Raw genomic sequence first — 12,751 nt, forward strand, 5'->3', positions numbered from 1 at the left:
GGATGTGTCGACCGACGCACCTCGGCCAGTCCGGGACGCCCGGCCGGACCGCCCCCGAGCGGCCCCAACGCCCCTCCACCGCAGCTTGAGCGAGCGCCCCGACCATCCCCGCATGACCCGACGCGCAGTGATCACAGGGCTGGGTGTGGTCGCCCCCGGTGGCATCGGCACCAAGGACTACTGGGCGCTGCTCACCGGCGGCCGGGCCGCGACCCGCCACATCACCTTCTTCGACGCCTCCACCTACCGCTCCCGCGTGGCCGCCGAGGTCGACTTCGACCCCACGGCCGCGGGACTCGGCGTCCGGGAGGTCCACCGCATGGACCGCTCGGCGCAGTTCGCCGTGGTCAGCGCCTGGGAGGCGGTCGCCGACAGCGGCCTCGCGCTCGGCGGCCTCGACCCGCTGCGCACCGGTGTCAGCATCGGCAGCGCGGTCGGCGCGGCCACCAGCCTGGACGAGGCCTACCCGCTGCTCAGCGACGAGGGCCGGGACTGGCGCACCGACACCACTTATGCCGTACCGCAGTTGTACGACTACATGGTGCCCAGCGCGCTCGCCCGCGAGGTCGCCTGGACCGTCGCCGCCCAGGGCCCGGTCGCCCTGGTCTCCACCGGCTGCACCTCGGGGCTCGACGCGCTCGGCCACGCCGCCGGGATCATCGCCGAGGGATCCGCCGACGTGATGCTGGCCGGTGCGGCCGAGGCGCCCGTCTGCGCCATCACCGCGGCCTCCTTCGACGCCATCAAGGCCACCACCCCCTACGAGGGCGACGACCCGGCCGAGGCCTGCCGGCCCTTCGACCTCACCCGCGACGGGTTCGTGCTCGGCGAGGGCGGCGCCATCCTCGTCCTGGAGGAGAAGGAGCACGCCCGCCGCCGCGGCGCCCATGTCTACGCCGAGATCGCCGGGTTCGCCACCCGCGGCAACGCCTACCACATGACCGGGCTGCGCCCCGACGGCACCGAACTCGCCGCCGCCGTCGGCGCCGCCCTCGACGAGGCCCGGCTGCCCGTCGACGCCATCGACTACGTCAACGCGCACGGCTCCGGGACCCGGCAGAACGACGTCCACGAGACCAACGCGCTGAAGACCGCCCTGGGCACCCACGCCTACGACGTGCCGGTCAGCTCCATCAAGTCGATGATCGGCCACTCGCTGGGCGCCATCGGCTCCCTGGAGGCGGCCGCCTGCGCCCTGGCCCTGGAGCACGGCGCCGTCCCGCCGACCGCGAACCTTCACACCCCGGACCCGGAATGCGATCTCGACTACGTACCCTTGACCGCCCGGTCTCAGCCCCTCAACACGGTACTGAGCGTGGGCAGTGGCTTCGGGGGCCTGCAGAGCGCCCTCGTCCTGAGGAAGCCCGAGTGACCCCCGGCCCCGCAGCCGCCCCACCCGCCCGGGTGCGGGCGGCCGTCACCGGACTCGGTGTCGTCGCCCCCAACGGCGTCGGCGCCCGCACCTGGTGGGAGGCGACCCTGCGCGGGGTCAGCGCCCTGCGCCCGGCCCGCGACGCGCCCGTGAACCGCACCCCGGTCGCCGGTGAGGTCGCCTCGTTCGTCGCCGAACAGTACGTGCCCAGCAGGCTGTTGCCGCAGACTGCCCGCTTCACCCGGCTGGCGCTGGCCGCCGCGGCCGAGGCCCTGGACGACGCCGACGTCGACCCCGCCACCCTGGAGGGGTACGGCACCGGAGTCTTCACGGCCAGCTCGGCGGGCGGCTACGAGTTCGGGCAGCACGAGATGAGCGCCCTGTGGCGCACCGGCAGCGACAGCGTCAGCGCCTACCAGTCCTTCGCCTGGTTCTACGCCGCCTGCACCGGACAGGTCTCCATCCGGCACGGCATGCGCGGCGCCAGCGGCACCCTCGTCACCGAACAGTGCGGGGGCCTCGACGCGGTCGGCCAGGCCCGGCGGCGGCTCGGCGAGGACACCCGGGTGCTGCTCGCGGGCGGCTCCGACGCGGGCCTGTGCCCGCTGGGCTGGGCGGGCCACCTCGCCACCGGCCAGGTCAGCCCGCACAGCAGGCCGGCCCGCGCCTATCTGCCCTTCCACTCCGAGGCCTCCGGTTACGTCCCCGGCGAGGGCGCCGCCTACGTCGTACTGGAGGAACGCTCGGCCGCCGAGGAGCGGGGCGCGCAGGTGCTCGGCGAGGTCGCCGGGTACGCCGCCGCCTTCGATCCGCCGACCGGTCCCGGCAACCTCGGGCGGGCGGCGCGGCTCGCCCTGGAGGACGCGGGGCTGACCGCCGACGACATCGACGTCGTCTTCGCCGACGCCTCCGGGGTGCCCGCCCTGGACGAGGCCGAGGCTCAGGTGATCGGGGAGCTGTTCGGGCCGTACGGCGTCCCGGTCGCCGTGCCCAAGACGATGACCGGACGGATCGGCGCCGGCGGCTCCACCCTCGACCTGGTGGCGGCGCTGCTCGCGCTGCGCGACGGGGTGCTGCCCCCGGCGGTGCACGTGGACCGGCCCAAGGACGGCTGGCACCTCGACCTGGTCACCGGCGACCCCCGCCCGGTCGAACTGCGCGCCGCGCTGGTGCTGGCCCGCGGCCACGGCGGCTTCAACTCGGCCGCGGTGGTGGTGAAATGACCGCCCGCCGCGGGCCGTACGCGCAGTCCGGGCGGCATCGGTCCGCGCGGGCCGGCCGGAACCGGCTCGACGGCGGTGGTGGTGACATGACCGGTCGCGGCGATTCGTGCGCGGTGTGCGGGCGGCGTCGGTCTGCGCGGGCCGGCCGGAACCGGCTCGACGGCGGTGGTGGTGACATGACCGGTCGCGGCGATTCGTGCGCGGTGTGCGGGCGGCGTCGGGCCGCGCGGGGCGGATGGGACCGACCCGACGGCGGTGGTGGTGACGTGACCGGTCGCGGTGGATCGCGCGCGGTGTCCGGGGCGCGGTGTCCGGGCGGCGTCGGGCCGCGCGGGACCGACTCGACTGCGGTGGTGGTGACATGACGATCCGGCGGGCCGTACCCGGCTCCTGGGCGGGTGCGCTCGGCGGCGGCGATCCGCACCGCAAGCGGCCCGGCCGTACCGCTCTGGTGACCGGCGCGACCAGTGACGTCGGACGGGCCGTCGCCGAGCGCCTCGCCGACGACGACTTCGACCTGTTCGTCTGCGCCCGGGGCACAGACGCCGTCGCCGAGACCGTCGCCGCGCTGCGCGCCAAGGGCGTGAAGGCGGACGGACTCGCCGTCGACGTACGGGACTTCCGGGCCGCGAGCGAGCTGGTCGAGGCCGCCGTCGCCTGCCACGGCCGGCTCGACGTGCTCGTCAACAACGCGGGCCGCAACGGCGGCGGCATCACCGTCGACCTCACCGACGAACTGTGGGCCGACATCATCGAGACCAACCTCAACAGCGTCTTCCGCATCACCCGCGAGATGCTCCGCCAGGGCGGCGCCGTCGGCCGCGGCTGGGGGCGGATCGTCAACATCGCCTCCACGGCCGGGAAGCAGGGCGTCGTCCTCGGCGCCCCCTACTCCGCCTCCAAGCACGCCGTGGTCGGCTTCACCAAGGCCCTCGGCCTGGAACTCGCCGCGACCGGCGTCACGGTGAACGCGGTGTGCCCCGGCTATGTGGAGACCCCGATCGCCGAACGGGCCCGCCAGGGCCAGGCCGACGCCCGGGACACCACCGCGACCGAGGTGCTCGCACGTCTCAACGCCAAGATCCCGCTGGGCCGTCACGCCACCCCGGAGGAGGTCGCCGCGATGGTCGGCCACCTGGTGGGCGACAGCGCCGCGGCCATCACGGCCCAGGCGATCAATGTCTGTGGCGTCCTGGGAAGTCACTGACCGTCACTCGCATCGAGGGGACCGGCATGCCGAACACCGTCCACACCACCCGGATCGCGGCGCCTCCGCAGGCCGTCCACGCGCTCATCGCCGATGTGACGGTCTGGCCGCTGATGTTCGAGCCGAACATCCACACCGAGTACGTCGAGGGCGCGCCCCGCACCGAGGGCCGGGAGCACATCCGCATCTGGGCGTTCGCAGGCTCCGAGATCCGCAGCTGGACCTCGGAACGGGTCATCGACCGGCACGCCCTGACCGTCGAGTTCCGCCAGGAGAGGCCGGCCCCGCCGCTGACCTCGATGAGCGGATGCTGGCTGGCGAAGGACATCGGCGGCGGTGAGACGCTCCTCGAACTCCACCACGAGTTCGAGGCGTCCGGCGACGAGCACTTCGTCCTGCACTCCCTGCACCACAACAGCCCGGCCGAGCTGGCCGGGGTACGGATCGCCGCCGAGCACCCGAGGACGCCGTACGTCTTCGAGGACAGCCTGCGCATCGCGGCACCGCCGCGGGTGGTGTACGACTTCCTGTGCGCCGCCGACCGCTGGCCGGACCGGCTGCCGCACGTGGCCTCACTGGAGCTCACGGAGAAGACCCCGGGCATCCAGCGCATGGTGATGGAGACCCGCAGCCCCGACGGCACGCTGCACCCCAGCGAGTCGGTCCGGGTGTGCCGCCCCGAGGTGGGCGGCATCGCCTACAAGCAGATCCGCACGCCGACGGTCCTGGTGGCCCACACGGGGGAGTGGCGGCTGACCCCGCTCCCGGACGGCACGACACTCGCGGCGTCCCGGCACAGCGTGATCCTGGCCGACCCGAAGGCGCGGGAGGCGGTGCGGGGCGCGCTGGGCACCAACAGCAGGGCGACGCTGCGGCGCGCGAAGGAGTTCGCGGAGACGCGACGCCCGTAGGCGTTTTCTCCGGAGACCCGTGCGCGGTACGGCAGTTGTCGAGTGCGACTCGACGCCCGAATGAGGCTGTTATGTGAGTCTCTGCCCAGGTAGGCGTCGGAGTACCTGACCCAGGCGCCGTCGCAGGACCTGACGCCGGCGCTTAAGCCCCGCTCCACCCGCGCTCCAGCTCCGCGACGCACTCTGTCGCCCACGCGTTCCGAGAACGGGCTGAACAAGCCCCTTGACGACCTGTGAGGAGCGTCAATGGACCGCCTTTCACCTCCCCTCCGGGAACGGACGGCCGAACTGCACGAACTGCGCGAGTCGGTGCGGCGCGGTCCCTCGGAGAAGTCGACCCGGGCACAGCACTCCAAGGGCAAGCTGACCGCACGCGAACGGATCGACCTGCTCTTCGACAAGGGCACCTTCACCGAGACCGAGGGCCTGCGCCGGCACCGCGCGACCGGCTTCGGCCTGGAGGCCCGCCGCCCCCACACCGACGGCGTGATCACCGGCTGGGGCCGGATCAACGGCCGTACCGCCTTCGTCTACGCCCATGACTTCCGGATCTTCGGCGGCGCCCTCGGCGAGGCGCACGCCCAGAAGATCCACAAGCTGATGGACCTCGCGACGGCGGCCGGCGCCCCGGTGATCGGCCTGTGCGACGGCGCGGGCGCCCGGATCCAGGAGGGCGTCACCGCGCTCGCCGGATACGGCGGGATCTTCTCCCGCAACGTCCGTAACTCCGGGGTCATCCCGCAGATCAGCGTCATCATGGGCCCGTGCGCGGGCGGCGCGGCCTACTCGCCGGCGCTGACCGACTTCGTCTTCATGGTCCGCGGTACCTCGCAGATGTTCATCACCGGTCCCGACGTCGTCCAGGCGGTCACCGGCGAGGAGATCACCATGGACGGGCTCGGCGGCGCCGACCCGCACTCCACCGCCTCCGGTGTGGCCCACGCGGTCTTCGACGACGAGGAGGAGTGCCTGGAGAACGTCCGCTTCCTGCTCTCCCTGCTGCCCTCCAACAACCGCGAACCGGCCCCGTCCGTCGCCGAGTCCGACCCCGTCGACCGGCGCACCGACGCCCTGCTCGACATGGTCCCGGCCGACCCGCGCGCCTCCTACGACGTCCGGGACGTCATCGAGGAGATCGTCGACGACGGCTTCCTCTTCGAGGTCCACGAGAACTGGGCGCGCAACGTCGTGTGCGCGCTGGTCCGGATGGGCGGCGAGGTCACCGGTGTCGTCGCCAACCAGCCCATGGTGCAGGCCGGCGCGCTCGACATCCAGGCATCCGAGAAGGCGGCCCGGTTCGTGCGGTTCTGCGACTCCTTCAACATCCCGCTGCTGACGCTGGTGGACGTGCCCGGCTTCCTGCCCGGCGTGGACCAGGAGCACGGCGGGATCATCCGGCACGGCGCCAAGCTGCTGTACGCGTACTGCGACGCGACCGTGCCCCGGGTGCAGCTGATCATGCGCAAGGCGTACGGCGGCGCGTACATCGTCATGGACTCCCGGTCCATCGGCTGTGACGTCTCCTTCGCCTGGCCGGTCAACGAGATCGCCGTGATGGGCGCCGAGGGCGCGGCGAACGTCGTGTTCCGGCGGGAGATCGCCGCGTCCGACAATCCGCAGGCGACGCGCGAGCAGCTGGTGAAGGAGTACCGCTCCGAGCTGATGCACCCGTACTACGCGGCCGAGCGCGGTCTCGTGGACGACGTGATCGACCCGGCGGAGACCCGGGCGCGGCTGATCGACGCCCTGCGCACGCTGCGCCGCAAGCACGCCCCGATCCCGTCGCGCAAGCACGGGAACCAGCCGCAGTGAGTGCGATCGATTCGGAAGAGCGGGTGATACGCGTGCTGCGAGGCGAACCGACACCGGAGGAACTCTCCGCCCTGCTCACGGTCCTGCTGGCACTGTCCGGACGCCGGGGCGAGGCGGACGGGGAACCGCTGCCGACGCAGCCCCCGGCGGTCGCCTGGGCCCAGACCAGTGTGGGCGGCACGAGCTGGGCGGTGGCGGGGTACCCCTACTGGGCGGCGGTGTCATGAGTGTCTCCACTCCGGCCCTGCGCACCGAGCTCACCGAGGTGGCCGACGGGGTCTACGCCCATCTCCAGCCCGACGGGGGCTGGTGTCTGAGCAACGCCGGGGTGGTCGCCGGTCCCGAGGGCCTGGTCCTCGTCGACACGGCGGCCACGGCGGCCCGCGCGGCGGCGTTGCGGGCGGCGGCGGACGGTCTCGGACGGGGCCCGGTCCGGGTGCTGGTCAACACCCATCACCATGGCGACCACACCCACGGCAACGGTGCCTTTCCGGGCGCGACGGTGGTGGCGCACGCCCGGACCCGGGCGGAGATGGAGCGCAACGGCCTGTCCCTCACGGGGGTCTGGCCGGACGTGGCGTGGGGGGAGCTGTCGGTACGGCTGCCCGACCTCACCTTCACGGAGGACCTGACGCTGTACCAGGGGGACCGGGAGATCCGGCTGCTGCACCCGGGGCCGGCGCACACCAACGACGACGTGGTGGCGTGGCTGCCCGCTGAACGGGTGCTGTTCGCCGGGGACATCGCGATGGCGGGCAGCGCGCCCTTCGTCCTGATGGGCTCGGTCTCGGGCTCCCTGGCGGCCCTGGCCCGGCTGCGCGCGCTGCGGCCCCGCACGGTGGTCTGCGGCCACGGACCCGTACGGGGCCCGGAGGTCCTGGACGAGACGGAGGAGTACCTGCGCTGGATCCAACGGGTCGCGGCGGAGGGCCGGGCCCAGCGTCTGACCCCGCTGGTGGCGGCCAAGGAAGCGGGCAAGGGCGCCTTCGGCCACCTGACGGAGTTCGAACGCGTCGTAGGCAACCTCCACCGCGCCTACGCCGAACTGGACGAGCGCGAGGCCATAGCGACGGGCCGCACGGTGGACGTTGCGGAGGCGTTCTCGGAGATGATCACCTACAACGGCGGCACCCTGCCGACGTGCCACGCCTAGCGAACCTGCCGCGGCAGCACCGGTGTTGCCGCGCACAGGGGTGCCGCCCCGCCCCAACACCCGCGTAGCTGCGGGCGGCTTGCCGCTGGGGCGGCACGGGTGGACGCAGCGGCACCCCGTCGGCGCCGGGCTGCGCTCCTCCCCGGCGGCGAAGGGCCGGGGGTTTCAGTCCTCCGCGAGGTCCGGCAGCAGCCCGCACATCGCCTCGCGCTCGGCGGGGCCGAAGATCTGGGCGAGGGCCTCGGTGACCGTCCCGGCCAGCGGGCCGGAGGCCTCCGTCAGCAGCTCGCGGGCCTTGGCGGTGAGGGCGACCTCGATGCCGCGCTTGTCGCCGCAGACCGACTGACGGGTGACGAGCCCGGCGTGCTGCAGACAGGCGATCTGGTACGTGAGCCTGGTCTTCGGCCGGCCCAGCAGCTCCGCGATCCGGCTCATCCGCAGACCCTCGCGGGGCCGCTCGGCCAGCAGGCACAGGATCAGGAACTCGTCGTGCGAGACGTCGAGCGTCTCCTTGACCACGGACCGCAGCCGCTGCTCCACCGCCGCCGTCGCGGCCAGCATCCGCATCCAGGAGCGCAGCTCGTCCGGGAGCAGGCTCTCACCGGACGCGGTGGGGCATCCGAGCTGGTCGGTGGGGGTCTCGTCCGGGCTGGCCATACCCGTGATTCTACCCGTTGTCCAATTTTGGACGAGGGGGTTGTTCAAATTTGGATCGTTGACTAGCGTGGGGTCATCCAAATTTGAAGTACTCATGGGTGAAGCGCCCGCTTCCCGTGATCACCGACAGGAGCAGGACCATGACCGTCGCCGTCGAGACCGGCCTGTGGCAGCTGGACCCCACCGCCACCACCGTGGCCCTCAAGCACCGGACGCTGTGGGGTCTGGTCACGGTGAAGGGCGCCTTCACGGCCGTCGCGGGCCGGGGCGAGGTGCGCCCCGACGGGTCTGCCGTCGGCACCGTCACCCTGGACGCGACCTCCCTGGACACCAAGAGCGCCAAGCGCGACGAGCATCTGCGCTCCGCCGACTTCTTCGACGCGGCGAACCACCCCGAACTCACCTTCGCGGTGCGCGGCGCGGAAATCCGTGGCGGCGACACCGTCCACGTCGACGGTCAGCTCACCGTCCGGGGGGTCAGCCGGCCGCAGACGGTCACCGCCCGGCTGGCCGCGGCGGACGCCGCCTCCGTCACGCTGGAGGCCGAATTCACCGTGGACCGGGAGCAGTTCGGCATCACCTGGAACCAGCTCGGCATGATGCGCGGCCTGACCACGGTCACGGCCACGCTCCGCTTCACCCGCGAGGACGCCTGACCGCCACGCCCGACCCCAAGGTCTCCGCGCACCCGGTGACTGCTGTCGCGGACCGTGTCGCTGTTGGGCCGAACGGGTGACATGGCGTAAGAATTGGCTGGTGCAGGCATTGAGTACCAGTCAGTTCGGGGGGAGCCGGTGAACCGCTACGACGTCACCGATGAGCAGTGGGAAGGGCTTGCCCAGGTCGTACCCCTGCGCGGCCGGGACGCGTGGCCGTCCGCGGTGGACCATCGCGCGCATCCCGAGGCGGTGACCGAGCCGCGCCGCCGTTTCGTGGTTCTGCGGGTCAACGTCTTCGGCGACGCCAGGGAGGTCGCCGAGACCCTGATGGCCGGGATCCCGGTCCTGCTGGACCTGACGGGCGCCGAGACCGAGGTCGCCAAGCGCGTCCTAGACTTCAGCACGGGCGTCGTCTTCGGCCTGGCGAGCGGTATGCACCGCGTCGACCGCAACGTGTTCCTGCTGACTCCGAACGGCACCGAGGTCAGCGGGATCATGGAGGGCGCCGGCGTCCCGGAGGCCTGAGCCCTCGGACGTCCCCCGATCGTAGGAAGCTCCCGGCGGCAAAACGGTTCACCCGCCGCCGGAGTCCTACGGTCCGCATATGCCCGCCCCTTCCACACCCCCGGCGCCGTCCGGCACACCGCGCCCACCGAGCCCTTCCGCCGCGCCGGAGGCGACTTCGCGTGTGCCGAGTCCTTCCGCCGCGTCGCAGGGCACTCCGCGCCCGCCGAGTCCGTCTGCCGCGCCGGAGGGGAGTTCGCGTGTGCCCGCCTCCTCGGCCGGCGACCCGGCGAGACCGGCCGGAGGTCATCCGAGCCGTCCGCGCATCACCGAGCTGCGGCTCTCCGCCTTCGCCGGGCACCGGGGCGTGAGCCTGCCGTTCGGGGCGTGCACGTTGCTGGTGGGGGCCAGTGGGTGCGGGAAGAGCAGCGCGCTGCGGGCGTACGAGGCGCTCGCCAGGCTCGGTGGGGGAGCGGAGCTACGGGAGGTCTTCCCGGATCCCGTCGCTTGTGTGCCCGAGGGGGCCCGGCCCGACGCCCAGCGGCGCCGGGGGTTCCGGATCGGCTGCACCGCCGACGGTCCCGAGGGTCCGGTCCGGCTCGATGTCGCCGTACAGGCCGAGCCCGAGCTGCGCGTCGTGGGCGAGCGGCTGACGGCGGACGGGGTGACCCTCCTGGAGACCGCCCTGCGGGATCCGGGCCGGCGCGCGGTGCAGGCGGCCTGGCACACCGCAGGGTCCGCGCCCGTCACCCGCGCCCCGCTCCCCGACGACCGGCTCGGCACCGCCCTGCTTCCGTTGCGCGTGGCCGGCAAGACGGACGGGCAGCGCCGGGTCCTCGCCGCCGCCGAGCAGATGGTCGTCGCCCTGCGCTCCGTCTTCGCCTGCGACCCCCGCCCCGACTGGATGCGCGTCCCCGTGCCCACCGGCTCCGGACGCCTCCTCGGCAGCTGCGACAACCTCGCCGACGTCCTGTGGCGCACCCGCGTCGAGTGCGCCCGCCGCCACCAGCTGCTCGTCGCCGCCGTACGCGCCGGCTGCCGCGGCCCCGTGGCGGACGTCCTGTCCGAACCGCTCGGCGACGGCACCGTCCGCGGAGTGCTGGACCGGGGCGGCGGCATCCGCACCGAGTGCGGCCGCCTCGGCGACGGCGAGCTGCGCTATCTCGCGCTCACCCTGGTGCTGCTCACCGGTCCCGGCGTACTGGAGCTCGACCCACCCGGCGAGGTGCCGCCCGCGATGCGGACCCTCACCGTGCTGACGGACGGCCTCGACCGCGGCCTGGACCCACGCCAGCGCACCGAACTGCTCGCGCTCGCGGCGCGGATGTGCGAGCGCGGCCACATCCGCCTCGTCGGCACGGTCAGCGACGCGGCCCTGGCCGACGGGACGCCCGGCGTCACCGTGGTACACCTGACCCCGTGACCGAACCCCTCGACGTCGCGAAACTCCAGCGCAGGCTCGCCGAGTTCGCCGCGGCGCGCCACTGGCAGCCATACCACACCCCCAAGAACCTCGTGGCCGCGCTCAGTGTGGAGGCCTCCGAACTCGTCGAGATCTTCCAGTGGCTCACGCCCGAGGAGTCGGCCCGTGTGATGTCCGACCCCGACACCGCGCACCGCGTCACGGACGAGGTCGCCGACGTCCTGGCCTACCTGCTGCAACTGTGCGAGGTGCTGGGCATCGACCCCCTCGCCGCGCTGGACGCGAAGATCGACCGGAACGAACGGCGGTTCCCGGCGCCGTAACTTCTGGACCAGGGAACGGAGTTACTCGCTCCCCTTGTACGCTCCGTGTTGATTCAACTGCCCGAAACCGAATTGTTGTCCGCAGATTTCCGTCTTCCTCTGGCTTTTCGTCTCACGGACCCTCACTCTGGGTAGTGAACAATGGAGTTCGGGCGGACGTGCCAGGGGGCGCGTCGGACAGACGGGGGCAGCGCATGGACGCTGTGCGGCTCATCGTGACGAGCAGGCGCGCCCTGGCCGGGACCGACCGCGCGCCGGACATCCTGACCGAGGTGTGGCAGGCGCAGGCCCTGGCCCAGGCGATAGGCAGCCGGCTCGCGGTCTTCGGCCCACCCGAACTGCGCGGTGAGGCGCTGGGGTTGACCGAACTCGCGGGCCGGGGCTGCGGGGTGCTCGACACCCCCGTACTCGACACCAAGGACCTGCGCGCGGCCCAGCTCAGCGAACTGGGCGACGCCCGCCAGGCGCTCATGTACCTGGGCGGTCTGCTCGGCGAGGTGGGCATCGCCCTCGTCGGCCTGGCGAGCGCGGCGGACGACGAGGGCACGTACTGGCAGTGCATGGAGGCCATCGACGCGGCCGACGAGTCCCGCGACCGCGTCCTGGAGATGCTCCGCAGACTCGCGGACCGAGAGGCGGAGCAGTTGCTACCGGAGCCGGAAAGAGAGGCGGGCTGAACCCAGAGCGCCCCCTGGACGAACCCCCGACAAGCAAACCGCCCCTGTACCACCCTCCGAACGAGCCCGTCAGCCAGCACCAGCCGCCGTCCGACCTGGCCGTCACCTCTCGGCCGCCCTCCGGGCAGGCCCGTCAGCCTTCAGCCGCCGTCCGAGTCGGCCGTCACCTCTCGGCCGTACTCCGGGCGGGCCCGTCAGCCTTCAGATGCGGTCCGAGCTGGCCGTCAGCGCTCGGCCGTCCTCCGACCTAGCCGTCAACCGTGAGCCGTCCCCCGAGCTAGCCGTCAGCTCTCGGCCGCCCGCCGGGCGAGCCCGTCAGCCATCAGTCGCCCTCCGAGTGACCCCCGTCGGCCTGCGGCCGTTCCCCGAGAACCCGTCAGTCCCCGTCCTCCCGCACTCCCGCCGTCGCCCCGGCACCCGCACCCGCTGTCGCCCCGGCCCCCGCTCCCGCCGTCGCCCCGGCATCGAGCCCCGCGCCCGCGCCCGCCCCCGCACCCGCCGAGGCACCGGCACCGGCACCGGCACCGGCACCGGCACCGGCGCCGGCGCCGGCGCCGGCGCCGGCCCCCGCCCCCGCGCCCCGCTCCGGCCCCCCGGAGGACTGCAGATCCGCGTCCAGCGCGGACAGGTCCGCGTTCAGTGCCGCCATCAGCTCCTCCATCTGCTGCAACAGCCCCTTCGGCCGGCCAGGGGTGCCGCCCCCGGTCCCGCCCTGCTGCGGCACGGATTCTTCGGACATGACGGCCTCCTCGGCCAACCGGCCCCGGGTTCTCGGAGACCGACGCGAACGACGCCCGGCGGCAGACAGGCCGGTGCGGGAGCCGGGCGGT

General features: G+C 73.2%; 14 protein-coding genes. 12 read left to right on the forward strand and 2 right to left on the reverse strand.

Annotation, left to right across the window (positions count from 1 at the left end; translation table 11 throughout):
• The first annotated feature begins 112 nt into the window (after window positions 1–112).
• From AC068Z_RS34500 to AC068Z_RS34530, 7 genes are all read left to right on the forward strand, one after another.
• The gene (locus AC068Z_RS34500) at window positions 113–1,372 is read left to right on the forward strand and encodes a beta-ketoacyl-[acyl-carrier-protein] synthase family protein (protein WP_478564811.1); all 1,260 of its coding nucleotides are present in this window, start codon (window positions 113–115) and stop codon (window positions 1,370–1,372) included.
• Window positions 1,369–2,595, forward strand: coding sequence for a beta-ketoacyl synthase N-terminal-like domain-containing protein (locus AC068Z_RS34505; RefSeq protein WP_478564814.1), 1,227 nt, complete (start codon window positions 1,369–1,371; stop codon window positions 2,593–2,595). Before AC068Z_RS34500 ends, AC068Z_RS34505 begins: the two co-directional genes overlap by 4 nt.
• Window positions 2,596–2,956: 361 nt before the next feature.
• Window positions 2,957–3,802 (forward strand): SDR family NAD(P)-dependent oxidoreductase, encoded by an 846-nt coding sequence (locus tag AC068Z_RS34510; RefSeq protein ID WP_478564817.1) that lies wholly within the window; start codon window positions 2,957–2,959, stop codon window positions 3,800–3,802.
• Window positions 3,803–3,828: 26 nt separating this feature from the next.
• The gene (locus AC068Z_RS34515) at window positions 3,829–4,713 is read left to right on the forward strand and encodes an aromatase/cyclase (RefSeq protein WP_478564820.1); all 885 of its coding nucleotides are present in this window, start codon (window positions 3,829–3,831) and stop codon (window positions 4,711–4,713) included.
• A gap of 246 nt (window positions 4,714–4,959) precedes the next feature.
• The gene (locus tag AC068Z_RS34520; RefSeq protein ID WP_478564823.1) at window positions 4,960–6,525 is read left to right on the forward strand and encodes an acyl-CoA carboxylase subunit beta; all 1,566 of its coding nucleotides are present in this window, start codon (window positions 4,960–4,962) and stop codon (window positions 6,523–6,525) included.
• Between the two features lie 32 nt (window positions 6,526–6,557).
• Window positions 6,558–6,752, forward strand: coding sequence for an acyl-CoA carboxylase subunit epsilon (locus AC068Z_RS34525; RefSeq protein ID WP_451731947.1), 195 nt, complete (start codon window positions 6,558–6,560; stop codon window positions 6,750–6,752).
• Entirely contained in the window at window positions 6,749–7,678 is a 930-nt protein-coding gene (locus tag AC068Z_RS34530) for an MBL fold metallo-hydrolase (RefSeq protein WP_478564827.1), read from the forward strand. The genes AC068Z_RS34525 and AC068Z_RS34530 overlap by 4 nt, the downstream gene beginning before the upstream one ends.
• Window positions 7,679–7,843: 165 nt before the next feature.
• Here the strand turns inward: AC068Z_RS34530 and AC068Z_RS34535 are convergent, their stop codons facing one another.
• Window positions 7,844–8,335, reverse strand: coding sequence for a MarR family winged helix-turn-helix transcriptional regulator (locus tag AC068Z_RS34535; RefSeq protein ID WP_478564829.1), 492 nt, complete (start codon window positions 8,333–8,335; stop codon window positions 7,844–7,846).
• Between the two features lie 140 nt (window positions 8,336–8,475).
• Here AC068Z_RS34535 and AC068Z_RS34540 point away from each other — a divergent pair, with 140 nt between their 5' ends.
• The 5 genes from AC068Z_RS34540 (at window position 8,476) to AC068Z_RS34560 (ending at window position 11,921) form a co-directional block, all read left to right on the forward strand.
• Window positions 8,476–8,991 carry a YceI family protein gene (locus AC068Z_RS34540; protein WP_478564832.1) on the forward strand — a complete coding sequence of 172 codons (516 nt, stop codon included), beginning with the start codon at window positions 8,476–8,478 and terminating at the stop codon, window positions 8,989–8,991.
• A 138-nt stretch (window positions 8,992–9,129) separates the two neighbouring features.
• Window positions 9,130–9,519, forward strand: coding sequence for a cell division protein SepF (locus AC068Z_RS34545; protein WP_478564835.1), 390 nt, complete (start codon window positions 9,130–9,132; stop codon window positions 9,517–9,519).
• Between the two features lie 79 nt (window positions 9,520–9,598).
• Window positions 9,599–10,921, forward strand: a complete 1,323-nt coding sequence (locus AC068Z_RS34550; RefSeq protein ID WP_478564838.1) for an AAA family ATPase — start codon at window positions 9,599–9,601, stop codon at window positions 10,919–10,921.
• A complete protein-coding gene (locus AC068Z_RS34555) occupies window positions 10,918–11,244 on the forward strand; it encodes a nucleotide pyrophosphohydrolase (protein ID WP_451731936.1) in 327 nt (108 codons plus the stop codon). Before AC068Z_RS34550 ends, AC068Z_RS34555 begins: the two co-directional genes overlap by 4 nt.
• Window positions 11,245–11,438: 194 nt before the next feature.
• Entirely contained in the window at window positions 11,439–11,921 is a 483-nt protein-coding gene (locus tag AC068Z_RS34560; protein WP_451731933.1) for a DUF6099 family protein, read from the forward strand.
• Between the two features lie 376 nt (window positions 11,922–12,297).
• On the opposite strand, the gene AC068Z_RS34565 is transcribed toward AC068Z_RS34560, so the two are convergent.
• The gene (locus AC068Z_RS34565; RefSeq protein WP_478564898.1) at window positions 12,298–12,660 is read right to left on the reverse strand and encodes a hypothetical protein; all 363 of its coding nucleotides are present in this window, start codon (window positions 12,658–12,660) and stop codon (window positions 12,298–12,300) included.
• Window positions 12,661–12,751 lie beyond the last annotated feature (91 nt).

It is taken from the genome of Streptomyces sp. NPDC043726 (assembly GCF_056436565.1).